At 57.1% G+C, this 24,466-nt stretch carries 19 protein-coding genes; 4 read left to right on the top strand and 15 right to left on the bottom strand.

Annotated elements, in window-relative coordinates:
- Positions 1-31: 31 nt before the first annotated feature.
- Positions 32-2,050 (bottom strand): ribonucleoside triphosphate reductase, encoded by a 2,019-nt coding sequence (locus MKI83_RS07700; RefSeq protein WP_272493022.1) that lies wholly within the window; start codon positions 2,048-2,050, stop codon positions 32-34.
- Between the two features lie 219 nt (positions 2,051-2,269).
- Here MKI83_RS07700 and MKI83_RS07695 point away from each other — a divergent pair, with 219 nt between their 5' ends.
- Positions 2,270-2,926, top strand: coding sequence for a flagellar brake protein (locus tag MKI83_RS07695; RefSeq protein ID WP_241584645.1), 657 nt, complete (start codon positions 2,270-2,272; stop codon positions 2,924-2,926).
- Here the strand turns inward: MKI83_RS07695 and MKI83_RS07690 are convergent.
- From MKI83_RS07690 to MKI83_RS07680, 3 genes are all read right to left on the bottom strand, one after another.
- A complete protein-coding gene (locus MKI83_RS07690) occupies positions 2,923-3,657 on the bottom strand; it encodes an oxygen-binding di-iron domain-containing protein (protein WP_241584644.1) in 735 nt (244 codons plus the stop codon). The two genes, MKI83_RS07695 and MKI83_RS07690, sit on opposite strands and share 4 nt — an antisense overlap.
- A gap of 2 nt (positions 3,658-3,659) precedes the next feature.
- Positions 3,660-4,241 (bottom strand): methyl-accepting chemotaxis protein, encoded by a 582-nt coding sequence (locus tag MKI83_RS07685; RefSeq protein WP_241584643.1) that lies wholly within the window; start codon positions 4,239-4,241, stop codon positions 3,660-3,662.
- A gap of 75 nt (positions 4,242-4,316) precedes the next feature.
- Complete coding sequence (locus MKI83_RS07680) at positions 4,317-5,192, bottom strand: LysR family transcriptional regulator (RefSeq protein ID WP_241584642.1); 876 nt, start codon at positions 5,190-5,192, stop codon at positions 4,317-4,319.
- A gap of 105 nt (positions 5,193-5,297) precedes the next feature.
- On the opposite strand from MKI83_RS07680, the gene MKI83_RS07675 reads away from it, so the two are divergent.
- Positions 5,298-6,236, top strand: coding sequence for a DMT family transporter (locus MKI83_RS07675; protein ID WP_241584641.1), 939 nt, complete (start codon positions 5,298-5,300; stop codon positions 6,234-6,236).
- Between the two features lie 79 nt (positions 6,237-6,315).
- On the opposite strand, the gene MKI83_RS07670 is transcribed toward MKI83_RS07675, so the two are convergent.
- The 7 genes from MKI83_RS07670 to MKI83_RS07640 form a co-directional block, all read right to left on the bottom strand.
- Positions 6,316-7,284: a peptidylprolyl isomerase gene (locus tag MKI83_RS07670; protein WP_241584640.1), complete on the bottom strand. Its 969-nt coding sequence runs from the start codon at positions 7,282-7,284 to the stop codon at positions 6,316-6,318.
- 70 nt (positions 7,285-7,354) lie between these two features.
- The gene (narI, locus tag MKI83_RS07665; protein ID WP_241584639.1) at positions 7,355-8,053 is read right to left on the bottom strand and encodes a respiratory nitrate reductase subunit gamma; all 699 of its coding nucleotides are present in this window, start codon (positions 8,051-8,053) and stop codon (positions 7,355-7,357) included.
- Entirely contained in the window at positions 8,046-8,801 is a 756-nt protein-coding gene (gene narJ / locus MKI83_RS07660; protein WP_241584638.1) for a nitrate reductase molybdenum cofactor assembly chaperone, read from the bottom strand. Before narJ ends, narI begins: the two co-directional genes overlap by 8 nt.
- 2 nt (positions 8,802-8,803) lie before the next feature.
- Positions 8,804-10,342: a nitrate reductase subunit beta gene (gene narH / locus MKI83_RS07655; protein ID WP_241584636.1), complete on the bottom strand. Its 1,539-nt coding sequence runs from the start codon at positions 10,340-10,342 to the stop codon at positions 8,804-8,806.
- A gap of 11 nt (positions 10,343-10,353) precedes the next feature.
- Complete coding sequence (locus tag MKI83_RS07650; RefSeq protein WP_241584635.1) at positions 10,354-14,127, bottom strand: nitrate reductase subunit alpha; 3,774 nt, start codon at positions 14,125-14,127, stop codon at positions 10,354-10,356.
- Between the two features lie 67 nt (positions 14,128-14,194).
- Positions 14,195-15,613 (bottom strand): NarK family nitrate/nitrite MFS transporter, encoded by a 1,419-nt coding sequence (locus MKI83_RS07645; protein ID WP_241584633.1) that lies wholly within the window; start codon positions 15,611-15,613, stop codon positions 14,195-14,197.
- A gap of 21 nt (positions 15,614-15,634) precedes the next feature.
- Positions 15,635-16,897 carry an MFS transporter gene (locus MKI83_RS07640; RefSeq protein ID WP_241584632.1) on the bottom strand — a complete coding sequence of 421 codons (1,263 nt, stop codon included), beginning with the start codon at positions 16,895-16,897 and terminating at the stop codon, positions 15,635-15,637.
- Positions 16,898-17,128: 231 nt separating this feature from the next.
- On the opposite strand from MKI83_RS07640, the gene MKI83_RS07635 reads away from it, so the two are divergent.
- Both MKI83_RS07635 and narL read left to right on the top strand, forming a co-directional pair.
- Positions 17,129-18,931 (top strand): histidine kinase, encoded by a 1,803-nt coding sequence (locus MKI83_RS07635; RefSeq protein WP_241584631.1) that lies wholly within the window; start codon positions 17,129-17,131, stop codon positions 18,929-18,931.
- Positions 18,928-19,563 carry a two-component system response regulator NarL gene (gene narL / locus MKI83_RS07630; protein WP_241584630.1) on the top strand — a complete coding sequence of 212 codons (636 nt, stop codon included), beginning with the start codon at positions 18,928-18,930 and terminating at the stop codon, positions 19,561-19,563. The genes MKI83_RS07635 and narL overlap by 4 nt, the downstream gene beginning before the upstream one ends.
- A 26-nt stretch (positions 19,564-19,589) precedes the next feature.
- Here the strand turns inward: narL and can are convergent, their stop codons facing one another.
- The 4 genes from can to MKI83_RS07610 form a co-directional block, all read right to left on the bottom strand.
- Positions 19,590-20,219 (bottom strand): carbonate dehydratase, encoded by a 630-nt coding sequence (can, locus tag MKI83_RS07625; protein ID WP_241584628.1) that lies wholly within the window; start codon positions 20,217-20,219, stop codon positions 19,590-19,592.
- A gap of 8 nt (positions 20,220-20,227) precedes the next feature.
- The gene (locus MKI83_RS07620; RefSeq protein WP_241584627.1) at positions 20,228-21,457 is read right to left on the bottom strand and encodes a molybdopterin molybdotransferase MoeA; all 1,230 of its coding nucleotides are present in this window, start codon (positions 21,455-21,457) and stop codon (positions 20,228-20,230) included.
- Between the two features lie 93 nt (positions 21,458-21,550).
- Complete coding sequence (locus tag MKI83_RS07615; RefSeq protein WP_241584626.1) at positions 21,551-23,137, bottom strand: methyl-accepting chemotaxis protein; 1,587 nt, start codon at positions 23,135-23,137, stop codon at positions 21,551-21,553.
- 266 nt (positions 23,138-23,403) lie between these two features.
- Positions 23,404-24,378: a DMT family transporter gene (locus MKI83_RS07610; RefSeq protein ID WP_241584625.1), complete on the bottom strand. Its 975-nt coding sequence runs from the start codon at positions 24,376-24,378 to the stop codon at positions 23,404-23,406.
- Positions 24,379-24,466: the final 88 nt, after the last annotated feature.

Here is a 24,466-nt window from a genome sequence, read left to right as displayed (position 1 = left end):
ATTCTCCTGATTGTGGGGGTTGAACGCGGGTTTAACAGGCAGCGCAGGCTTGTTGAGCCTGTTGTTGCAACAATTTTTCATCGCACTTGGGACAAAACTCGTGCTCGCCATCGAGATAGCCATGCACGGGGCAAATCGAAAAGGTCGGTGTCACGGTCAGGTACGGCAAGCGGAAGCGACTTAACGCGGTGCGGACTAAGGTTTTGCACGCTTGGGGGGATGAAATACGTTCAGCCATGTACAAATGCAGCACCGTGCCGCCGGTGTACTTGCATTGCAGCGGGTCTTGCAGTGCCAGCGCTTCAAACGGATCGGCGGTAAAGCCTGCCGGCAATTGCGAGGAGTTGGTGTAATACGGTGCTTGCTCTGAGCCGGATTGCATGATGCCGCGATAGCGTTTTTGGTCTTCTTTGGCGAAGCGGTAAGTGGTGCCTTCAGCCGGTGTAGCTTCAAGGTTATAGAGATGGCCACTGCGCGTCTGGAATTCGACCATTCGCGCACGGACATGATCCAAGATGCGCAGGGCTTGTGCACGGCCTGCTTCGGTATGCATGCCCTGCTCGCCTCGGCTGAAGTTAAGCGCCAGCTCATGCAAGCCATTCACGCCGATGGTCGAGAAATGATTACGCAACGTGCCCAGATAACGCTTGGTGTATGGATACAAGCCCATATCCATGTGGTGTTGAATCACTTTGCGCTTCACCTCAAGGCTCTCATAGGCAAGTTCTAGCAGATCATCGAGCTGTGCCAACAGCGCGACTTCATCGCCGGCAAAGCGATACCCCAAGCGGGCACAGTTGATCGTGACTACCCCCAGTGAGCCGGTTTGTTCGGCTGAGCCAAACAGGCCGTTGCCGCGTTTGAGCAGTTCGCGCACGTCGAGCTGCAAGCGGCAACACATGGAGCGCACTTGATTGGGCTGCATGTCGGAGTTTAAGAAATTCTGAAAATACGGCAGGCCGTATCGCGCGGTCATTTCAAACAGGCGCGTGGCGTTGTCGCTATCCCAAGGGAAGTCATGGGTGATGTTGTAGGTGGGAATGGGGAAGGTGAACACCCTGCCCTTGGCGTCGCCAGCCATCATCACATCGATATAAGCCTGATTGATCAAGGCCATTTCCGCTTCAAGCTCGCCATAGCAAAACGGCATTTCCTCACCCGCAATCACCGGCACTTGTTCGCGCAGGTCTTCTGGGCACACCCAGTCAAAGGTCAGATTGGTAAACGGTGTTTGCGTGCCCCAGCGTGAGGGCACATTGAGGTTGTAAATAAACTCCTGCATCGACTGGCGCACTTGCGCGTAGCTAAGCCGGTCTTTGCGCACGTAGGCCGCCAGATAGGTGTCAAACGAGCTAAAGGCTTGCGCCCCCGCCCACTCGTTTTGCAACGTGCCAAGAAAGTTGACCATCTGCCCCAGCGCGCTAGACAGGTGTTTGGGCGGCCCGGCCTCTACCCTGCCCGGCACGCCATTGAGACCTTCGTGCAATAACGTGCGCAGCGACCAGCCGGCGCAATAGCCGGCCAGCATGTCTAGATCATGGATGTGCAAGTCTGCTTCGCGGTGCGCAGCGCCAATGGCCGGGCTGTAGACTTCATCCAGCCAGTAGTTGGCCGTCACTTTGCCTGAGACATTCAGAATCAAGCCGCCCAATGAGTACCCTTGATTAGCATTGGCGCGCACGCGCCAGTCGGCTTGCGACAGGTACTCGTTCATCGAGGCCGCTACATCGACCAATGTTTTATGGTCACGGCGCAAGCGGCCGTGTTGTTCGCGATAGACAATATAGGCGCGTGCCGTGGCGTAATAACCACACTCCATCAACACGCGTTCAACGACATCTTGTATCTGTTCAACCGCCACCCACGCATTGCCACACAAACGCGCCTGCACCGCTTGTGCAATCGTCGTCGCCGTGGCCGCGTCGTACTCCTGGGTGGCGCTACCAGCCGCCGCTAACGCAGCGCTGATTTTGTCCAACTCAAAACTAACTTCACTGCCATCGCGCTTACCCACCAAGCTTGGCGAGGTGTTCTGGTGTGGCGTTATCATGGGGCACCTATCCTTGATATGGGGTTTATTTTTGTTTGAATACACAACATGTTGTGCAATCTACCCATAAAGACAAAGTCGCCCTTGATGAGAATCAAGAAGTGATGAAAACCGCCCCGGCCTGTGTCAGCCATCTACAAAAATGCAAAAAGCCCTTGAGCTGGCACCGTGCCATACCGCTACACTGTGAGCATCCTGTGTCTGCCTGTTGATGTGTCCATGGAAGAACAAACCACACGCTTTGAAGACCTGCGCCTGATGCCGGGGCAAGCTTTGCAGCTGGAGATTGATGGCTACAACCAAGAGCGCGATAAAGCCCAGCTGTTAGGCTATCGGCCAAGTCATAGCATCATCATTAGTGCGCCGATGAGTAACGGCGTGTTAGTGCCGTTAAAAACGGGTATGCCGCTGTCGGTGCGCTTATTTGCACAACAGCTCAACTGTGCTTGTGGTTTTCGTACTGAGGTACTGGCCACGCCGCGCCTGCCCTACCCGCACCTGCATTTGGCGATGCCGAAACGCTTGAGCTTGGGCGAGGTGCGCACCAGCGTGCGTGCCAAGGTTAATTTGATCAGCTCGGTGTATTACGGCGCCGCACAGCAAAAATGCTCGGCAATCATCAAAGACCTAAGTCTGGGGGGCTGCCGTTTACAGGCACGTGCACTGGATCTATGCCCAGGCGATGAACTGAAGCTCACAGCGCAAGTTGCCGTGAGTGGGATTGAGCGCATCGTGACGCTCAGTGGCCACGCGCGCTCGGTACTGCAGGATAACGAGCACACCGTGATTGGCGTGCAGTTTGCCGAGATCAACGACACCGATCGCATTACGCTGCACGCCTACGTGCTCACCCACTTACACAGTGCCGCGGCTTAAAACAGCCCGACCTTTAGCTCATCCAGCCAGTTAATAAACCGCATCACGTCGTCACCTTGGTAGATGGCGCCGTGTTGCGGACACAGCATGTCGATAGGCAGCTTGGCAGCGCGTTCGCACCAGTCGCGCTTGGCACTGTTAGAACCCATCCAACGCCGGTGAAAACCTTCGGCATGGCGAATGTGCTGGGCAAAGTCGCGGACGAAAATTTCTTGCTGATCGTGCGGCAGCATGGCTGCGCCGATATCACCGCTAAATAAGATCTGGGCTTTGGCATCCCACAAGTGAAAGTTGCCGGATGAGTGCAGATAGTGTGCGGGGATGGCGTGCAAGGGATGGCCATGCAAATCAATATCGGCACCGTCGTCAGCGATGCTCAACAAGGTGTGCTCATCGCCACCAAAATGCGGGATGAAGCTCTTCCACAGCCCGGAGACGTGACAGCGTAAATCAGGATTGAACTCAAGCCAGAGCGCCAGTGACGAGATAACGTCAGGGTCCTGATGGCTGGCAAAGATCTGCCCTACTTGCGCCGGATCGATGACTTCACTGACGGCGCTAAAAACCGCCGGAAAAATCTCCAAACCGCCGGGATCGGTGAGTAACGCCTGCCCCGCATGGGTAATCACGTACTCATTGGTATCAATTAAGCAATGCGGTTTGTCGGGGTCGCGGGCAATCACAAACCAACGGTGCGATCCTTGCTCATACAGTGTGATGGCCTTTTTCATCCTTAGCCTCCGGTGGCTTGTTTTAAGCGGTCTAAGCTGGCGAGCACATGATCGACACACTGAGCAAAAGCCAGCGAGGTGTCGGTGAGTGTGCTGCCTTGAGCACCGGCATAGGCGGCTTCAATGCGCGCCGAGCGGGCAATCACCGTGCCGAACAAACAGTTTTGATAGGCGTCGGACAAATGCTCGCGCATCGCCGAAAAAGTTTGCTCGCGCTCACCGTGTAGCGTGTCGAGCCGACCTAACTGACGCTGCCGCGCTTGCGGAAGCCAGTCGGTGGTACTGCGGCCCTCGGCTTGTTGCAGCAAAGCGTGGCGCTTACGCAAACACAAACGCTGGGTTTCAACGCGGACCAAGTTAACGCTCAGCGCGGAGATGGCTTCCATGTGCTGGGCTAACTCACGGCTAAAGGCACGCAACTCCGTAGAAATCACGCCAAAGCCACGGGCCACCTCGCCAAATTGCTTGGCCAGCAAGATGGCATTCAGGCCAAGCAAGTTGACCTGAAAAGCGATGGTGCTAATGGTTTTGATATTTTCCCGCAGGTTAACCACCTGCCGTAACGGGGTTTGTGTGCTTTGCATATGAACACCCTACACCTTGGCTATTTCAGCCTAGCTGGGTATTTGCGTACAGGCTTGATCTATAGCAAGCCCTCGCTAAACCAGTGCGGCGTTAGGCACGCTGGCAAAGCCTTGGCGGATGTAGTTAGCCAGTTCTTGGGCAATCAACGAGCCACCGGAATCCGGCAGGCGCAGGTTGATGTAGTGCGCAGGCAGCGGCGGCAAGCCCGCTTCGGCACTGACAATGCTGAGGTTGGCTGGAATTAAGCTGGATAAATACGGCGCCACCGCCATATCGGCCTCCACAGTGGCCAAGATCGATTCCAAGTTGCCGACATTACACACCGCCAACCAGTCGATAGTGGCTTTATCTAGCGCTTTTAATGTGGGGCCGCGAAAGGCGCAAAACTCTGAACCCAATGACACTGGCAGTGGCTTTTGCCAGCAAGCTTCACCGTTAGGCGCGCCGATCCACACCAGGTTGTCGCGCAGCAACAAGGTGCCCTCTTTGCCCGGCACGCTTTCGGTGGTTAAGGTCAGGTCGACTTCGCCTTGTTTTAGGCGCGCGAGCAAGGTTTCGGTGACATCGCAAATCAGCGTCAGCTGGATTTTGGGATGCTCGCGACTAAAGCGCCGCATGATGCTGGGCAGCATCGGGCGGATGATATCCAGCGGCACGCCCAACTTTATCTCGCCGGTAAATTCAGGGCGGGTCATGAATTGCCACGTTTCATCGTTAAGCGAAATCAGTCGATACGCGCGCGACATTAAGCGCTCACCGTCGGCGGTTAAGCGAATGGTGCGGTGATAGCGTTCAAACAGCACAGTTTCAAACAGCGCCTCTAAACGCTGAATCTTCTGGCTGACGGCGCCTTGGGTAAGGTTTAGCGCTTGCGCGGCGGGGGTCATGCCGCCGGATTCAGCCACCGCTAGAAAGGTTCTGATCAGGCTGATATCGATATCGCGGGTCATGTTTTCACATTAGATTGTGTAATGATTTAGATAAAAATAATACGCTTAATTAATGCAAAAGTGCGGCGTATAAAGGCCCCATCGCACCATCACAGGGATGCCGTTATGTTGATGCACACCGCCACACTGTATTTGACCACCGTACTGATCTGGGGCTCGACCTTCTTTGCCATCCGCCTGCAATTGGGCGAAGTGGCCCCTGAGGTTTCCGTGGCCTACCGCTTTGCCTTGGCGGCGTTGATCTTGCTGCTTTGGTGCTTGATCAAAAAGTTGCCCATGCGCTTTAGCGTGCGCCAGCACCTGTGGATGTTTGCTCAGGGTTTAAGCCTGTTTGGCTTTAACTACATGCTGGTGTATTGGGCCACTGCCGAGCTCACCAGCGGCCTGATTGCCGTGGTGTTTTCCACCATTGTGTTGATGAACATTGCCAATGGCATGCTGCTGTTTGGCAAGCGCGCCGATCGCTCCGTATTGATCGGTGCTTTGCTTGGTTTGGCCGGCATTGCCTTGGTGTTTAAGCCGGAGTTGGCCAAGCTCAACAGCGACACGCACGCCATGCACGGTTTGCTGTTGAGCTTGCTAGGTACCTTTGTCGCCTCATTGGGCAACATGGTGTCTACGCGCAACCAAATGGCCAAACTGCCGGTGGTGCAAAACAATGCTTACGGTATGGCATATGGCGCTCTGGCGTTGGCTGGCATTGCCATGGCGCAAGGGGCCTCTTTTACCTACGAGGCCACATGGGCGTACAGCGGCTCGTTACTGTATTTAGCCCTGTTTGGCTCGGTGTTGGCGTTTGGCAGTTTTCTCACTCTGCTGGGGCGCATCGGCGCTGATAAAGCCGCTTACACCATGGTGTTGTTTCCGGTTGTGGCGCTGGGCATCTCTACCCTGTTTGAGGGCTATCGCTGGTCGAGCGATGCGCTGCTCGGTATGGGCTTAGTGGTGATAGGTAATGTGTTGATTGTGGCCACGCGCAAACAGTTTGAGCGTTTGCGGCAATGGGTGCGGCCAACGGTGAAGCCTCTCTCGGCCCAACCTTGAGGCATAAAAAAGGGCCGCCTTAATGCAACAGGCGGCCCAATGGGAGAGGAATCCTCTCGTCTACCACTAGCATGGGGTATCAGCTGGCTTGCAGGTAAATCCCTTCAATGGCGGCTTCGCCAACCAGCTTGCGCAAGTATTGGTTGACCGCAGTCTGCCAAACGTTTTGGTCTAATTCGTCGCGAATTTTCTCTTTCACCGCCTCAAACGGTAGCTGGCGCCCTTCTAGGTGTTGGTCCACCCAAACCACGTGAAAACCGTAACGGCTTTCAACGGGTTGCGCCGCCAGACCTAGGCCTAAGCGAAACAGTTGCCGTTCAAACTCAGGCACGGCTTGGCCTTTGCTGAGCTGACCTAACTCACCGCCTTGATTCTTGGATGGGCACCCGGAGTGCGCCAGCGCCAAGCGCGCAAAGGCGTCTGGCTCAGCCTGTAGTTGTGCGATGAGTGCTTGCGCTTGTTCGCGCAGCTCGATGCGCGCTTGCGTATCGTCATCGGCACAAGCCAATAAGATGTGTCGCGCGGCCACTAACGGCGCGCTGGCAAATTTGTCGCGATTTTGTTCAAAGTAACGCTCGCACGCTGCGTCATCGGCGGTCGGCAACGTTACTTCTTGGGCTAATAAGGTTTGAATCAGCGCTTCTTCATCCAGTGCTGTGCCGTTAGCGGCTTGATCCAGACCTAGCTCGGCAATCCGCTGCTGCAACAAGCTGCGAATCACCAGCGCTTGGCAGGCTTCAAACACCGCATCTTCGCGGGTTGCCGCAGGGTGGTATTGCAACTCTTGGGCAATGGCGTCGGCTTTGATCGCCTGACCATTGACCTTAATCTTGGGGAAATCAGCCCGCACGCTGGTGGCGATCAGCTCTAGGCTGGCCTTAGCGGCAGGTTCTTCAGTCTCTGCTGGCGCCTCGGGCGCTGCTGGTGCCGCCTCGGCTGGCTTGGCCGCATCTTCAAAAGGCGTATCGGGCATTACAGCCGGCTGTTCTGTTCGACCGCCGCCACCGCAACCACCGCCATTACCGTTACCACCGCATCCACATCCCATGTCAGTTACCTCAGGTTGTGTTGACTCAATACCGTGCGCGCGGCGTTAGGCTGCGCGCACGGTGGTTGGGTTACATCGATTTTTGCCGCACGATTTGGTAGCGACGGCCCAAGTACCACACCGGTGCGCTAACGATGTGCACCAAGCGGGTGAAGGGGAACAGCACGAACAGGGTCAGGCCCAAGAACACGTGCAGCTTGTACACCACACCGGCGTGCAAGATGGCATCGGCAGCCGCTACCGGTTGCAGCGTGACAATGCTTTGCGCCCAGTTGGCCAGCATCACCATGACCGAACCGTCCATGTGCTGGGTGGATGCCACGATGGTCAGCAAGCCCAGTACCAGTTGTGCCAACAGCACAAACAGGATGGCGATGTCGCTGGTGCTGGAGCTAGCCAGCACACGGTCATCGGTCAGGCGGCGCTTGATCAGCATAACGAGGCCGATCAGGCACAGAATGCCGAAGAAACCGCCCGATACCATGGCCAACAATTGCTTGTTAGCCGTGCTGATCACCGAGTGATACAGCGCTTCTGGCATGAGCAAGCCGACAAAGTGACCCGCCAGGATGAAGATCACCCCCACGTGGAACAGATTGCTGGCGATACGCATATAGCGATGCTCTTCACGCGTACGGCTCATCAGCTGGCTGGATGACGCTTTCCAGGTGTACTGCGACAGGTCAAAACGTGCCCAGCTACCGATGATGCACACCGCCAAGGCGATGTACGGGTACACGCCAAAGGCGAGGAAGTTAAAGTTAGACATTGCGCACCTCCTGAGCAGCGGCTTCGGTCTGCCCCTCATGCTTAAAATCAACCCAGTGCAGCGGCACTGCGGACTCTTCTTTGGCTTTGCCGGGCAACATGCTTTGGCTTGGGCAACGGTCTTGTTGCTCGGCCTGCATGAAGTCCACGGCTTCTTCTTCCCAAATCTTGTCCAGTGCCTCGAGCGAGTCGTCACGCACCTCTTGCGCGACCTGCTTACGCACTTCGCCCAGCTTCTCGACGGGGTCTACCCCGGCGATTTGCAGCAAAGCACGCAAACAAGCAGCGTAAGGGCTTTCGCGTTCTTCTAAACGCGCTGCCAGCAAGGCCAGCAGGTGTTCAACATCGGCTAAGCCTTCGCGCGCTTCAAGGTCGTCACGGCTGGCCAGATATTCCAGATACAGCGGGATGTAATCCGGCAGCTCCTTCACACCGATGGCGAAACCGGCTTCCTCGTACTGGGCCATCAAATCAACCATGGCTTGACCACGATCGCGTGATTCGCCGTGCACGTGCTCGAACAACAGCAGCGACAACGAACGGCCTTTGTCGAACAGCTCGCTGTAGCGCTCTTGAGCATCCATCAGATCGCCGTTGGCCAGCTCATTGAGCAGCGCAATCAAGGCGCTGCGCTGCTCGGGGCTGATTTCACGGGCGCTGCTGATGGCTTGGTCTAGCTCGTCGCGGGCGCTTTGCAGCGCCGCGCTCGGGTAGTCCAGCAACAGGGAGATGACTTTGAGGATTTGCATGCTCACTCCTCCCACAACTGCACGGTTTTAAGGATGTCGCGCTTGTTGGCTTTCTTGGCACCAAACATGTTGGTGTCAGAGCTGCCGCTGCAACCGCTGCCGAAGCTGAAGCCACAGCCTGAGCGCTCAGCAAAGGCGTCGCTCGTGGCTTCTTCACGGTGTGCCGAAGGCACCACGTAACGGTCTTCATAGTTGGCAATGGCCAAGTAGCGGTACATGTCTTCGCACTGCGCGACCGACAAGCCCACGCTTTCCAGCACGGCCAAGTCTTGCTTGCCATCGACTTGCTCGGCGCGCTTGTAAGCACGCATGGCCAGCAGACGCTTGAGCGCCAACTTGACCGGCTTCTCGTCACCGGCGGTGAGCAAGTTAGCCAAGTAGCGCACGGGAATACGCAGGCTATCAACGTCCGGCAGCACGCCATCCATGCTCACGCTGCCACTTTCGGCGGCGTTTTGGATCGGCGACAGTGGCGGCACGTACCACACCATCGGCAGCGTGCGGTATTCCGGGTGCAGCGGCAGGGCCAGTTTCCAGTCCACGGCCATCTTGTACACCGGCGACTTCTGCGCGGCTTCAATCACCGACATCGGCACGCCGTCAGCCAGCGCTTGCTTGATCACCGCTGGATCGTTGGGATCTAGGAAGATGTCCAACTGCTTGGTGTACAGGTCATGCTCGTTCGGCGTGCTGGCCACTTCGTGGATACGATCGGCGTCGTACAGCAATACGCCGAGGTAACGGATACGGCCTACGCACGTTTCCGAACACACGGTGGGCATGCCGGCTTCGATACGTGGGTAGCAGAAGATGCACTTCTCGGACTTACCGCTCTTCCAGTTGAAGTAAATCTTCTTGTACGGACAGCCGCTGATGCACATACGCCAGCCGCGGCACTTTTCTTGGTCGATCAGCACGATGCCGTCTTCTTCGCGCTTGTAGATCGCGCCACTGGGGCACGATGCCGCACACGCGGGGTTTAGGCAGTGCTCGCACAGACGCGGCAGGTACATCATGAAAGTATTTTCATACTCACCATAAATGTCGGCCTGAATCTGATCGAAGTTCTTGTCCTTACGACGCTTGGCGAACTCAGTACCGAGAATTTCTTCCCAGTTTGGGCCCCATTCGATCTTCTGCATGCGCTTGCCGGTGATCACCGAGCGTGGGCGCGCCACAGGCTGGTGCTGGCCCAGCGGTGCGGTGTGCAGGTTTTGGTAATCGAAATCAAACGGCTCGTAGTAGTCGTCGATCGACGGTAGATCCGGGTTGGCGAAGATGTTCGCCAACACGCGGAACTTGCCACCGATTTTCGGTTGGATGCTGCCATCGCTGTTGCGCACCCAGCCACCTTTCCACTTGTCTTGGTTTTCCCACTCTTTGGGGTAGCCAATACCGGGTTTGGTTTCGACGTTGTTAAACCACGCGTATTCCATGCCTTCGCGGCTGGTCCACACGTTTTTACAAGTGATCGAGCAGGTGTGACAACCAATGCATTTGTCTAGGTTCAGCACCATGCCGACTTGTGAACGAATTTTCATGTCAGCTCTCCTCACTCAATATCGGTTGGCAAAGGTTGTGGCAGGGCGTCGCCGCCGAGGCCGCCGACATCGGTGCCATCTAACCAATCCACTTTGGCCATCTTGCGTACCACGACAAACTCATCGCGGTTACAACCCACGGTGCCGTAGTAGTTGAAGCCGTAAGCTTGTTGCGCATAGCCGCCGATCATGTGGGTAGGCTTGAGCACGACGCGCGTTACCGAGTTGTGGTGACCGCCGCGAGTCTTGGTGGTTTCAGAACCCGGTACGTTCACGATGCGCTCTTGGGCGTGGTACATCATGATCATGCCGTCTTTAACCCGCTGACTAACCACCGCACGCGCGGTGAGCGCACCGTTGGCGTTGAAGCATTCGACCCAGTCGTTATCTTCGATACCGGCTTTCTTCGCGTCGTTTTCCGACATCCACACAATCGGACCACCACGGCTGAGCGTGAGCATGATCAGGTTGTCGGTGTAGGTGCTGTGAATACCCCACTTCTGGTGCGGGGTGATCCAGTTCAACACGATCTCGGTATTGCCGTTGCTCTTCTTACCCTTGACGTATTCCACGGTGCGGGTGTTGATCGGCGGACGGTAGCTCATCATCTGCTCGCCGAAGGCCTGCATCCATGGGTGATCTTGGTAGAACTGCTGACGGCCGGTGATGGTGCGCCATGGGATGTACTCATGGACGTTGGTGTAACCGGCGTTGTAGCTGACGTGCTCATCTTCCAAACCGGACCAGGTCGGGCTGGAGATAATCTTGCGTGGCTGAGCTTGAATATCGCGGAAGCGAATCGCTTCATGCTCTTTCGGCAGCGCCAAGTGGCTGTGATCACGGCCGGTGAACTCCGACAGTGCCGCCCACGCTTTAACCGCTACGTGACCGTTGGTTTCCGGGGCCAGTGACAGAATCACCTCGGCGGCATCGATCGCCGATTCGATCTTCGGACGACCTTGGCTGACGCCTTCCTCACGCACTTTGTAGTTCAGCTCGCCCAAGAACTCGACTTCATGGTCGGTGTTCCAGTCGATGCCCTTACCGCCGTTGCCGAGCTTCTCCAGCAGCGGGCCAAGGGAGGTGAACTTCTTGTAGGTGTTGGGGTAATCACGGTCAACCACCACCATGTTGGGGCAGTTTTTGCCTGGCACAGGCGCAACACCGGCGGTTTTCCAGTCGGTACCACCGAAAGGCTGCGCCAGTTCGCCCACGCTGTCGTGCTGCATGGGGATGGTGACGAAGTCTTTCTCTTCTGCCAGATGTCCCTCAGCCATGGCCGAGAACTTCTTGGCGATCAGCTTGTAGATTTCCCAGTCACTCTTGGACTCCCACGCCGGATCAATCGCCGCCGACAGCGGGTGAATGAAGGGGTGCATGTCCGAGGTGTTCATGTCGTCCTTCTCGTACCACGTCGCGGTGGGCAGCACGATGTCGGAATACACGCAGGTGGAGGACATACGGAAGTCTAAGGTGGTGACCAAGTCGAGCTTGCCGATGGCACCCTCGTCGACCCACTCAGCGTCCTGCGGCTTAAAGCCATCGGCGCGCTTACCCAAGTCTTCGTTCATCACGCCGTTCTTAGTGCCCAACAGGTACTTGAGCATGTACTCGTGGCCCTTGCCGGAGCTGCCCAGCAAGTTGGAACGCCAGATGAACATGTTGCGCGGGAAGTTGTTCGGGTGATCCGGCTGTTCGCACGAGAAGCGCAGCGAACCATCTTGCAGGCTCTTGAGCACGTACTCTTTCGGGTCCATGCCTGCGGCGGCGGCATCACGGGTGATTTGCAGCGGGTTACGGTTGAGCTGCGGCGCACTGGGCAACCAGCCGGCGCGTTCGGCGCGAATGTTGTAGTCGAGCGCGTGCTCGGGGAACTGCGACTTATCAGCCAGCGGCGAGAGCACTTCGTGCATGCTCATCTTCTCGTGGCGCCATTGCGAGCTGTGGCCGTAGAAGAAGCTGGTGCCGTTCATCTGACGCGGCGGACGGCTCCAGTCCAGACCGAAGGCCAGCGGCAACCAACCACACTGCGGACGCAGTTTTTCTTGGCCCACATAGTGCGCCCAGCCGCCACCGGTTTGCCCTACGCAACCACACAACATCAGCATGTTGATCAGGCCACGGTAGTTCATGTCCATGTGGTACCAGTGGTTCATCGCCGCACCGACGATGATCATGCTGCGACCCTTGGTCTTGTCGGCGTTGTCCGCGAACTCGCGAGCGATCTGAATCGCCTTCTCACGGCTGACGCCGGTGATCACTTCTTGCCAAGCTGGGGTGCCCGGTACAGTGGCATCGTCGTAGCTGCTGGCGACGTTAGCGCCACCCAGACCACGGTCGATACCTAAGTTCGCGGCCATCAAGTCAAATACGCTGGCGACTTTGGCGCTGGTGCCATCAGCCAGGGTGATGCTCTTGGTCGGCACGCGGCGCAGTTGGATGTCATCGCCTTCGGCGTGCATGAAGTGCTCATGCGCTTGGCCACCAAAGTAGGCAAACGCCACTTCGGCATGCTCGCCGCCGTCGATCAAGCTCAGTTGCAGATCGACATCGCGGCCGTCCTTACCTTCGCGCGCTTCGATGTTCCACTTGCCCTTCTCGCCCCAACGATAGCCGATCGAGCCTTGCGGCGAGACCAGTTCACCGTTGGCGTCCATGGCGATGGTTTTCCACTCGGGGTTGTTTTCTTGCCCCAAGTTATCGGCCAAATCGCTGGCACGCAGGAAACGCTCGGCGCGGTAGCTGCCGTCTTTCTCGTTAAGCAGTACCAACACCGGCATATCGGTGTAGCGCTTGGCGTAGTCGCGGAAGTAGTCGCTGGGCTTCTCAAGGTGGAATTCCTTGAAGATAACGTGAGCAAAGGCTTGGGCCAGTGCGGCGTCGGTGCCTTGCTTGGGGTTGAGCCACTGGTCAGTGAGCTTGGCCACTTCAGAGTAGTCAGGCGTGATCGCGACGGTCTTGGTGCCCTTGTAACGAACTTCGGTGAAGAAGTGCGCATCCGGGGTACGGGTCTGCGGGACGTTAGAACCCCAAGCAATGATGTAGTTGGAGTTGTACCAGTCGGCCGACTCCGGCACGTCGGTTTGCTCGCCCCACACCTGCGGTGAGGACGGCGGCAAGTCGCAGTACCAGTCATAGAAGCTCAAGCACACGCCACCGATCAGCGACAGGTAGCGGCTACCGGCGGCGTAGCTGACCATCGACATCGCCGGAATCGGCGAGAAGCCAACCACGCGGTCAGGACCGTGCTTTTTGATGGTGTAAACGTTGGCCGCCGCGATGATTTCGGTCACTTCATCCCAGCTGGAACGAATGAAACCACCCATGCCGCGCTTACTCTTGTAGCTCTCGGCCTTGGCTTGATCTTCAACAATGCTCGCCCACGCTTCGACCGGCGCTTTGTTGCGACGCGCTTCGCGCCACAGCTTCAGCAGCGGCTTGCGGATTTTCGGGTACTTCAGGCGGTTAGCACTGTAGATGTACCAACTGTAACTGGCTCCGCGCGGACAACCACGAGGCTCGTGGTTCGGCAAGTCGTTACGGGTACGGGGGTAGTCAGTCTGCTGGGTTTCCCAGGTAATCAGACCGTTCTTCACGTAGATCTTCCACGAACAAGAACCGGTGCAGTTCACCCCGTGGGTGGAACGCACGATCTTGTCGTACTGCCAACGTGAGCGGTAGACGTTTTCCCAGTCACGCGATTCCTTGCGGGTCTCGCCGTGACCTTCGGCAAATTCGCCTTGCTTGCGCTTAAAAAAGCGGAGCTGGTCGAGTAGATGGCTCATGGTTATTTCCTCTCAGGCCGGGCGCAGATGCATGCCTGCGCCCTCAATCAAAAAATGGTCAGAATGTTTAGCAAGGAACCTCAGCGTTTTTGCGCGAGTACCACCACCACGTGACCAAAATGCAGCTCACGTAGTAGCCGACGAACACGTACAGGGCCATTTCTGGACCACCGGTCAGTGCCATCGAAGTACCGAATGACTTAGGAATGAAGAAAGCGCCGTAAGCCGCAACCGCTGAGCTAAAGCCCAGTACCGCAGCGGATTCTTTACCGGCATCTTTCATGGCTTGCTCTTGGGCTTCTTTGCTGGCTCCGGCGCTGGCGCGCTCGTGATGCGTGCGGAAGATCACTGGAATCATGCGGAAGGTCGAACCGTTACCGATGCCGGTGGTGACAAACAGTAGCATGAACATGCCGAGGAAGCCGTAGAAGTTGCCGCCCTCGCCGCCTTGCGGCAGGAACGCGAGCACACCGAACACGGCGGCGATCATCACCACGAAGTTCCACAGGGTGACGCGTGCGCCGCCCATCTTGTCCGCCATCCAGCCGCCCACAGGGCGAACCAAGGCACCGACCAGCGGGCCTAAGAAGGCAAACTTCAGCGGATCAATGCCGGGGAACTGGGTTTTGATCAGCATGGGGAAGCCGGCAGCAAAGCCAATGAACGAGCCGAAAGTGGCCAAGTACAGCCAGCACATCAACCAGTTGTGCTTGCGCTTAAAGATCACCGCTTGCTCGCTAAAAGAAGCTTTAGCGCTGGACAGGTCGTTCATACCAAACCATGCCGCCAAAGTGACCAGCACGATGAAGGGGACCCACAAGAAACCGGCATTCTGCAGCCACAGCTGGCCACCGTCTGGCAGTTGTTGCGCTGTACCGGCGACGCCACCAAACAGTGCAAAGGTAATCACCAGCGGTACGGTGAACTGCATCACCGATACGCCTAAGTTACCCAAACCCGCATTCAAGCCCAGCGCCGTACCTTGCTGCGCTTTGGGATAGAAGAAGCTGATGTTGGACATGGACGAGGCGAAGTTGCCGCCACCAAAACCACACAGCAGCGCAATGATCACGAACACGCTGTAAGGCGTTGTGACATCTTGCACCGCAAAGCCCATCCACAGGCACGGCGCCAGCAGCGACGCGGTACTTAAGGCCGTCCAACGACGCCCGCCAAATACCGGCACCATGAAGGAGTAGAAAATACGGAACGTGGCACCGGACAAGCCCGGCAGCGCGGCCAACCAGAACAGCTGGTCGGTGCTAAAGGTGAAGCCGATGCTGTTCAAGCGCACAATCACGGCGCTCCACACCATCCACACCGCGAAGGCTAACAACAGCGCCGGGATCGAGATCCACAGGTTGCGGGTAGCGATCTTCTTGCCGGTTTCGGCCCAGAAATGCGCGTCTTCAGGACGCCAATCATGGATCACCGGGCCGGACGCTTTGGCGTCCGCACCGGCTGACAGGGGTTTACTACTAGCCATGGTCTTGTCTCCTTCAGACGATTAAGACGCGCTGCCAGCCGGGCCCGAAGAACCGGAGCCCAGCACAGGGGTTTTGCGAACTTCGCTGAGGTACATCCAGATCAGAGAGACCCAGACCACGCCGTACATCAGCATGAAACAGGAACTGCGAACGCCAGTCAGATCGACCAACGCGCCAAACATGATGGGCAACACAAAGCCACCCAGACCGCCGGCCAAGCCGACGATGCCGCTGATGGCACCAATGTTTTGCGGGTAGTCATCGGAGATGTACTTGAACACCGAGGCCTTACCGAAGGCCCACGCGATACCGATGATGAACATCAAGGCGGTGAACACGTATTCGTTCAGGCCGATGGTGAACTGCTTCGGCCCGTTGACGGTTTGCACCACCAACTCGGTTTGCGGGTATGACAGCAGGAACAAGCAAATCCAGCTCACCCACATCACCCACCAGGTCACTTGGTGTGCGCCGAACTTATCGCTCATCCAGCCGCCGATAGCGCGCAGCACACCACCCGGTAGGGAGAAACACGCAGCCAGCAACGCCGCGGTTTGCAAGGTAAAGCCGTACTCCTGCACGTAGTACTTGGTCATCCACAGTGCCAGCGCGACATAACCGCCGAAGACGATCGAGTAGTACTGGCAGTAGCGCCACACGCGCGGGTCTTTGAGGGTGCGCAGCTGATCCGCAAACGATACGGTGCTAGGCACCAAGTGCTCTTTCTTCTCGTAGGTGAAGAACCAGAACAGTAGCGCGGTGATGAACATGATGGCCGAGTACACTTTCGGCACCATCTGCCAGCTGGCGGCGGCGATAATCGCCGGAGCCACAAACTTGGTCAGTGCGGCACCGGCGTTACCGGCACCAAACACGCCCATCGCCGTGCCTTGGGTTTGTTTGCTAAACCACTTGGCTACATAAGCGATACCCACCGAGAACGAGCCGCCGGCCAAACCCACGAACAAGCCCAGCACCAAGAAGTGCCAGTACTCGGTAGCGGCGCTGATCAGGTAGATTGGCAGCACACACACCATCATCAGCACGAAAAACACGATACGGCCGCCAAAACGGTCACCTAACATGCCAAGCGGCAAGCGCACTAAGGAACCGGTCAACACCGGGGTGGCGGCCATCAGGCCGAATTGGGTTTCGTTTAACTGCAACAGCTCTTTAATGGGCACGCCGAGTACGGCGAACATCATCCAGATCATGAAGCAGATGGTGAACGCCATAGTGCTCATACCTAGCACTAAGCCTTGCTGCATCTTTTCACTGGCCATGGTGGACTCCTCAATTCAGGTCTTCCTGAGCGAACACTAGGAGAGTCACCCTCAATGGCTATTGACTTGTATCAAGATGTGGCGGGTTAACAAGGCATTAAACTGGCGTCATCTACCACCTTGTGGGTAGATGTCTATCCATCTAGAAAACCACGAATAATCAGTGCCTTAGCGCTTTCAAAGGCACCTAACTGAACCCGCAAGGGCTTAATTTCTTCTTTGGAGGTAGCCATGCTGCGCTGGGCTCGATCATCACTGCCGGTACGGGCGGGTTTGGTGGTGGCACTGATTGCCTTTTTGGCGTTGACCAGTGCATTAAGCGCGGGTGTGATCGCTTGGCTTAGCGAAGATGATGCCGCGGCGATCAACACGGCCGGCTCGTTGCGCATGGCGACTTACCGCTTAACCTGGAAGCTCGAAGCAGACGCCGCTACCGACAAAATCAATGCCCTGCGCGACAATTTAGAAAAGCGCTTAAACAGCGAAGACTTAACCCGCGTACTGGAGAGCGACCCGCAAGCGCCGTTGCACAGCGCCTATCTGGTTTTGCAAACGCGCTGGCAAAACGAGCTACGCCCAGCACTGGTAGCGCGGGATTACTTGCACTTCCAGCACAATGCCGATGATTTTGTCGAGCAGCTCGACCACTTTGTATTGCTGATGCAACGCCACAGCGAGCGCAAACAAAGCTGGCAACAAAGCATTCAAGGTGCCGCGTTGTTCATCACGGTGGTGATCTTGTTGGTGGCCATGTATGAGCTGCAAAGCAACGTCATCACCCCCTTGCAAGAGCTGGTCAGTGCCGCCGAACGCTTTCGCGCCGGTGATCACAGCGCGCGAGTCGAATTTGTAAGCGAAGACGAATTAGGCCAGATGGCCAACAGTTTTAACGCCATGGCCGCGACCATTGAAGAGTCGCATCGCACGCTGGAAAGCCGTGTGGCGGCGAAAACCGCCTATTTGGAAAGTGCCAACGCCGCCCTGTCGCTGCTGTATCGCAGCAGTCGTGCACTGGCTAGCGAGCCAGCCAGCGCCAACCGCCTCGACCAGCTGTTAAACGACTTTCAGCAACGCCTGCCCGGCTTAAGCCTCAGCCTGTGCCTGCACAACGCCGAAGAGCAAGGCAGTTCACAGGTGCTGATCGCCTTGCACGGCAGCCAAGTGCGTGATGTTTGTGCACGCAGCGACTGCAACAGTTGCGAGCGTCAACACCAGCACAATCAGCATAATTTTTTGATCAGCAACCAAGGCCGTGATCTGGGCGAGCTGCGCGCGCGTTTTACCGACGGCCACCAGCCCAAGGCATTGGAAGTAGAGCTGATTCAAGCCCTCGCCGATCTGGTTGGTACGGCGCTGTCTCTGCAGCGCCAGCGCGAACAAGACCACCGTTTATTGCTGTTGGAAGAACGCGCGGTGATCGCCCGCGAGCTGCACGACTCCCTCGCCCAAGCGCTGTCGTACATGAAACTGCAAACCAGCCGCCTACAAGTGCTGGTAAAGCGCGGTAGCGATCAAGCGGCGTTGACCGAGGTCAGTGATGAGATCCGCGAAGGCTTGAATAATGCTTACCGACAGCTGCGCGAGTTGCTGACCACCTTCCGCTTGCAGATTCCCGGCAACGACATCGTGCAAGCGTTACATGACACCGCCGGCGAGTTTGCCGAACGGGGCGACTTAGCCATTCACCTTGATGTGCCGGGTATCGCGTTTAGCCTCAATGCCAATGAGCAAATTCATGTGTTGCAGATCACCCGTGAGGCGCTCTCCAACTGCGTGCGTCACGCGCAGGCGAACGAGGTGTGGTTAAGCCTGCATCACGACACCGACAGCATCACCCTCAGCATTGCCGATAACGGTGTGGGCTTAAGCGGCGATGTCGATCAACGCTTGCACCACGGCCTTAACATCATGCAAGAGCGCGCGCGCAGCCTGCATGGCGAGCTGCACATCGGCCCGCATTCACCGCGCGGTACCCAAGTCACCCTTCGTTTTCATCCTGAATTTCTTAAGCCTGTGCAGGAGTCCGTCGCATGAGTGCCTATCAAATAATGCTGGTCGATGATCACCCTATGATGCGCCGTGGTCTGCGCCAATTGCTGGAGCTGGAAGAGGATCTGCAGGTGATCGCCGAGGCCAATCATGGCCTTGAGGCGCTTGAAATGCTCAAAGACATCCAGCCCGATATGATTTTGCTGGACAACAACATGCCGCAGTTAAACGGCATTGAGACGCTAAAAAAACTGCGCCAAAGCGGTTATCCCGGCAAGGTGCTGCTGTTTACCGTGTCCGATGCCGAGGAAGACGTGCGCGCGGCGCTGCGCAACGGCGCCGATGGCTACTTGCTCAAAGACATGGAGCCCGAGCAGCTTATCCAGCAGTTGCACGAGGCCTTGGAGGGCGAAATGGCGGTCAGCCCTGCCCTCACCCGTGTGCTGGCGCAAGCGCTGCGTGATCCGCAACCGACCAGCACCGGTTCTGACTTAACTGACCGCGAACGCCAAGTGTTGAAGATGATCGCCGGCGGTAACAGCAACAAAATGATCGGCCGTAAGCTCGGCATCACCGAAGGCACGGTGAAAGTGCACGTCAAAAACCTGCTGCACAAGCTGGGGCTGCGCTCACGTGTTGAGGCCGCCGTGTGGGCGCTGGATAAGTTCAAACACTGAGCCAGCGCCGCACCTCGGGCCTAGCTTTACAGCTCGTATTGGAAGGTGTCGTCCAGCTGATCGATGCTGCTGATCGATGTTTGCAGGTCATTGATCAGGCCATTGTCTAGGCCATAAATCCAGCCGTGCACACTCAGCTCCGTGCCGGCCATCCAGGCATTTTGCACAATGGTGGTGTGACAGACATTGCGCACTTGGCGCAGCACGTTGAGTTCACACAGGCGGTTGACCTTGGCGTCATCATCCAGCCCCTCAAACTGATCAAGACTCTGGTGATACAAGGCTTTGAGCGCACGCAGCCAGTTATCAATCAAGCCCAGCTCTTTGTGACTGATTGCCGCGCGCACACCGCCGCAGCCATAGTGGCCACAGACAATGATGTGCTTAACCTTGAGCACGTCCACGGCAAATTGCAGAACCGACAGCAAGTTCATGTCGGTGGCCACCACCATATTGGCCACATTGCGGTGTACAAACAGCTCGCCGGGCATCATGCCCACCACTTCATTGGCGGGCACGCGTGAGTCGGAGCAGCCAATCCACAAATAATCCGGTTGTTGCAACGCCGCCAAACGCTTAAAGAACTCAGGGTCACGCGCGCGCAAACTCTTGGACCAGTATTGGTTCTGTTTCAGCAGATCCTCAATCGCCATCACACACCTCGTTAGGCTAACAACTGAGCAAAACTCACATAGGGCAGGCTATCGCCTACCGCAACATCGACATTCGGTTCGACATAGGCCAAGCCATCGGCCCAGCTCATTGAGCTGAGCACGCCAGAGCCTTGGTGATCGAAGCGCACTAAAGAGGCTTCTTCGACCCGCACGCGCAAGTATTCGCGGCGTGGCCCTGCACGCCAGGCAAACTGGGCCGGCAAAGACACAGGCTCAGGCACGTTGTAATGCTCACCTTGGCGCCAGCGCAGCCATGGCACCACGGTTAATAGCAAGGTCACCGCAGCGGCGACTGGGTTGCCGGGTAGTGCAAAAACCGGCGTGCCGGTCACGTAGCCATAGGCCAAGGGCTTGCCCGGCTTAATGGCTAACTTCCACAACAACAGTTCACCTAGGTGTTCAATCGCTGCTTTGATATGGTCTTCTTCGCCGACGGAAACCCCGCCGGTGGTGATGATCAAATCAAACTGCGCGGCTAAGTCTTCTAAACGCTCCTGGGTGAGCGACAACGAGTCGCTCAGAGTGCCAGCGTCAAACACGTCAAAGCCCAGCTCATCTAACTGTGACAACAGCAGGTATTTATTGCTGTCGTAGAGCTGCCCTGCCTCAAGGGTTTGCCAAGGCTCGCATAGCTCGTTACCGGTACTGAGCACGGCGATGCGTAAGCGTCGATACACTTTGACTTGTGCTACGCCGCAGGAAGCCAGCAAGCCCAAATCCGCCGGCCGTAACCGCTGCCCTTGTTTGAGCAGCGTGGCGCCTTGGCCAATATCCTCTCCGGCGCGGCGCACATGGCTGCCGGACTTCACCGGCGGCAAGCGCACACGGCCATCGGCCAGTACCTCAACTTGCTCTTGGGCGATCACCGCATCGGCCTCGGGCGGCAGTGGCGCACCGGTAAAAATCCGTGCGCAGGTGCCGGGCTGTAACGGCTCGCCAGCTTCGCCGGCGGCAATACGCTGTGACACGGGCAGCAAGCCGCCATCGGCGCAGTACGCGGCATTCACCACATAGCCATCCATCGCGCTGTTATCGGCGGGTGGCACATTGATGCCGGCTTGAATGTCTTCAGCCAATACCGCCCCGCACGCGGCTAACAAGGGCAGTTGCAACACCTCAGGGTGCGGGAGCCGTTGGGCCTCGGCGCGTAATTGCGCCAACACATCGGCAATCGGACTCAGATTGGGGGCTGGGCAAACATCACAGGCACACGCCGTCATACGGGGCTCCTTTATTTATCGATACAAAGCTTTGCCAAGGCTAACGTGCTGTACCGTTTTGGCCTTGTTAGCAATCAAGTAATCCGCTCAGCGCTAGACGTTAAAGCGCAGCGTTAGCTCGCGCAGGGCGTCCATACGTTCGGTAATGTTCTGCCCAGAAGCCGCCGTTTGCTGGCTCGAACCTGCCGTCTGCTCGCTGGCTAAGGCGATGCGGTGCAGCGACTCATTCATGGTTTCCGCCACTTGTGATTGCTCTTCGGCCGCGGTGGCCACTTGCGCGCTCATGCCGCGAATGGTTTGTACCGCGTCAACAATGTGTGCAAAGGCTTGTTGGGCCTGCTCAATTTGTTCGAGGGTTAATTCGCTGCTGTCTTTGGAGGCCTGCATGGCGACACTGGCCGCTTCGGTGCGGCTTTGCAGGCGCTCGATCAAGCTGTTGATCTCGCCGGCAGAGGTTTGGGTGCGCGCGGCCAAGTTACGCACTTCATCTGCGACCACGGCAAAACCACGGCCCTGCTCACCGGCACGCGCGGCTTCAATCGCGGCATTCAGTGCCAGCAGATTGGTTTGCTCGGCAATCGCGGTGATCACTTCCAGCACCTTGCCAATGGCTTGGCTGTCGGTACTGAGTTGCTGCATCAACTCGGCCAGCCCTTCAACATGGCTGGATAGCCCACGGATGGAGGCCAAAGACTCGGCCATCAAGCGCTCGCCGGTGTGGGTTTCTTTATCCGCCACATCAGCGGCGTCGGCGGTTTCTACCGTGCTGCGCGCCACTTCTTGCGCGGTGGCCAGCATTTCATTCATCGCCGTCACCACTTGATCCAGCTCGGCCTGCTGGCCTTGCACATTGCTGGCGGTGTCTGCTGCCATACCGGCCAAGCGCTGGCACTGGCTGTCTGCATTAGTGGCGGCATCGCCCACAGCACGAATCATCTCGCCCACTTGCAAGCGCAAGCGACGGTAGGACTCGGTGATTTGCCCCATCTCATCGTCACTATAGGGCGTTTCCAGCGGGCGCGAGAAATCCCCCGCAGCAACTTGCTCGAGACACTCGCGCAGGGCTTGGATGCGCTGCATTAACCAATCCATGCCGCACAAACGCCCCAGCACCACCAAAATCAAGATCACCAAGGTCGAGCCCAAAGCCAGCCACAATTGCTGCTTGGCCGTTTGGTTAGCCGCAGCGGACATCATGCCGACCACCGCGTGCATTTTTTGCAATAACTGCACGGAGTTTTGGTTGAAACCGCTTAGGTCACTGATATCACCCGCGGCAACTTGCATGGCTTGCTCACGAAAAGCCGGCCAAAGCCGATCCACCTCGCGTAAACCTTCAACAGCATCAGGCTGGGAGACAGCTAGCTGACCGGCTGCGCTGTCACCCTTGAGTAGCACGCGATGCGAGTCATCAAAAAGGGTAATGCTGGCCTTTACGTCAGACGGTGCGACCAGACCCTGCGCCGCCAACAAGCTCTCTTTGGCGATTTTTTGGCTAAGCATGCGCTGGGCACCGGCACGGTCAATTTGACTGGCGTCTTGCTCAGAAAAAAACAGCACCGCAGCCGTCAGGGCCGCGCAGCAGAAAATCAAACAGTAGGAAAAAAAGAACTGCGCATTGATGGTGCGCAAGCCCAGCGCGCGTAACACGCGTTGAATCAGATTGCTCAGTGAGTGCATGGCGAAATACTCGCAGTTGCGACCAGCGCGCCACATCAGGTGGGTAACCCGCCAAAGCACCGCCGGTGAAAGTTTTTGACCGGCGTACTGTGATTTCAATCAAGGCGAAATATGCTGATACACGTCAATAAAACTGCGCGTATCGCCACGGCTCGAGACTAAAAAATGAGTTTTACCTTATAAAACAAGGGGGTTAGCAAAGTGCCGCTGGTCAGTTGCAGCGCTCGCGTAGCCAGCGGTAGCCCCTTGCAACTGACCGGGGCGGATTAGCGGTTTAGCTGTGCGGCCTCGCGCCGCGCTTTTTGGTTACTGCGCCACACGGCCAAGCGCGCGCGTAAATCCAGTGCGGTTTGCGCAGAACCCAAGGCCACCAATAATGCGCCTAAATAGGCCAAAGCATTCAAAGGCTCGGCCACAATCCACTGCGGCCAAATCATCGCGCCCAGCGCCGCGCAGGCAAAGGTAATTAGCGGCGTAATGGCCAGCGTGGCACTCACCCGTGACGCTTGCCAATGCGCCAATGCCTCGGCAAAAGCGCCATAAGCCACCAAGGTATTCAGGCAGCAAGCCAGCAGCAGCCAGAGCTGTACCGCGTTGAGATCGAAGATTAATGCGGGCTTGGCCCAAGGCGTGAGCAAGCTGGCGCAGCCAAGGTAGATCACCATCATGATCTGCACCGAGCCCCACTGCGTGAGCAGCTGCTTCTGCGCTAAGCCATAAAACGCCCACGTCAGCGCCGCGAACACCATGATCAAAATACCCACGGTGTATTGGGTTAACGACGTCATTAACTCCAACCAGCGCTGGTTAAAAAACAGCGTGAAGCCAGTCAGCAAAACCAGCAGACCAATCTGCTGTCCGCGACTAAAGCCTTCGCGGTAAATCAGCACGCTGCCTAAAAGCAAGAAGATCGGCGCCAGTTGAATCACCAGCTGCGTGGTGCCTGCGCTCAGGCGTTTAAGCCCCATCAAATAAGCCACGTAATTCAGCACTAAGCCAACAATAGCCACGACCAACAGCCAATAGCGGCCTTTGAGCTTACGAAAATCAGGCAAGCGTTGGCGCGCCGCGAGCCATGCCAGCAACACAAGCCCAGCACTGATGAGGCGAAACCAGGTGACTGTAATTGGATCCATGCTTGCTAGCACAGGCTTGAGTTTGATGGGCAAGAGCCCCCACAACACGGCGGTGGTCAACGCCAAGCCCAACCCTAAAAGCCAGCGACCCGATGAAACATGCATGACAGCATCCTGCAGATAAAAACAGAGTCTAGTCTCTGCCCTTCCCTCCATGACAGACACAGTTAGGCGGCATTGCATGCGCTAGGTG

Source organism: Atopomonas sediminilitoris (assembly GCF_022601735.1).
GTDB lineage: Bacteria > Pseudomonadota > Gammaproteobacteria > Pseudomonadales > Pseudomonadaceae > Atopomonas > Atopomonas sediminilitoris.
Note: the sequence above shows the minus strand (reverse complement) of the source record. Positions and strands in the feature narration are given on the sequence as shown.

Coding starts and splice junctions, on each gene's coding strand:
- MKI83_RS07700 (WP_272493022.1), bottom strand. CDS start 2,050: ATGATAACGCCACACCAGAACACCTCGCCAAGCTTGGTGGGTAAGCGC.
- MKI83_RS07695 (WP_241584645.1), top strand. CDS start 2,270: ATGGAAGAACAAACCACACGCTTTGAAGACCTGCGCCTGATGCCGGGG.
- MKI83_RS07690 (WP_241584644.1), bottom strand. CDS start 3,657: ATGAAAAAGGCCATCACACTGTATGAGCAAGGATCGCACCGTTGGTTT.
- MKI83_RS07685 (WP_241584643.1), bottom strand. CDS start 4,241: ATGCAAAGCACACAAACCCCGTTACGGCAGGTGGTTAACCTGCGGGAA.
- MKI83_RS07680 (WP_241584642.1), bottom strand. CDS start 5,192: ATGACCCGCGATATCGATATCAGCCTGATCAGAACCTTTCTAGCGGTG.
- MKI83_RS07675 (WP_241584641.1), top strand. CDS start 5,298: ATGTTGATGCACACCGCCACACTGTATTTGACCACCGTACTGATCTGG.
- MKI83_RS07670 (WP_241584640.1), bottom strand. CDS start 7,284: ATGGGATGTGGATGCGGTGGTAACGGTAATGGCGGTGGTTGCGGTGGC.
- narI (WP_241584639.1), bottom strand. CDS start 8,053: ATGTCTAACTTTAACTTCCTCGCCTTTGGCGTGTACCCGTACATCGCC.
- narJ (WP_241584638.1), bottom strand. CDS start 8,801: ATGCAAATCCTCAAAGTCATCTCCCTGTTGCTGGACTACCCGAGCGCG.
- narH (WP_241584636.1), bottom strand. CDS start 10,342: ATGAAAATTCGTTCACAAGTCGGCATGGTGCTGAACCTAGACAAATGC.
- MKI83_RS07650 (WP_241584635.1), bottom strand. CDS start 14,127: ATGAGCCATCTACTCGACCAGCTCCGCTTTTTTAAGCGCAAGCAAGGC.
- MKI83_RS07645 (WP_241584633.1), bottom strand. CDS start 15,613: ATGGCTAGTAGTAAACCCCTGTCAGCCGGTGCGGACGCCAAAGCGTCC.
- MKI83_RS07640 (WP_241584632.1), bottom strand. CDS start 16,897: ATGGCCAGTGAAAAGATGCAGCAAGGCTTAGTGCTAGGTATGAGCACT.
- MKI83_RS07635 (WP_241584631.1), top strand. CDS start 17,129: ATGCTGCGCTGGGCTCGATCATCACTGCCGGTACGGGCGGGTTTGGTG.
- narL (WP_241584630.1), top strand. CDS start 18,928: ATGAGTGCCTATCAAATAATGCTGGTCGATGATCACCCTATGATGCGC.
- MKI83_RS07620 (WP_241584627.1), bottom strand. CDS start 21,457: ATGACGGCGTGTGCCTGTGATGTTTGCCCAGCCCCCAATCTGAGTCCG.
- MKI83_RS07615 (WP_241584626.1), bottom strand. CDS start 23,137: ATGCACTCACTGAGCAATCTGATTCAACGCGTGTTACGCGCGCTGGGC.
- MKI83_RS07610 (WP_241584625.1), bottom strand. CDS start 24,378: ATGCATGTTTCATCGGGTCGCTGGCTTTTAGGGTTGGGCTTGGCGTTG.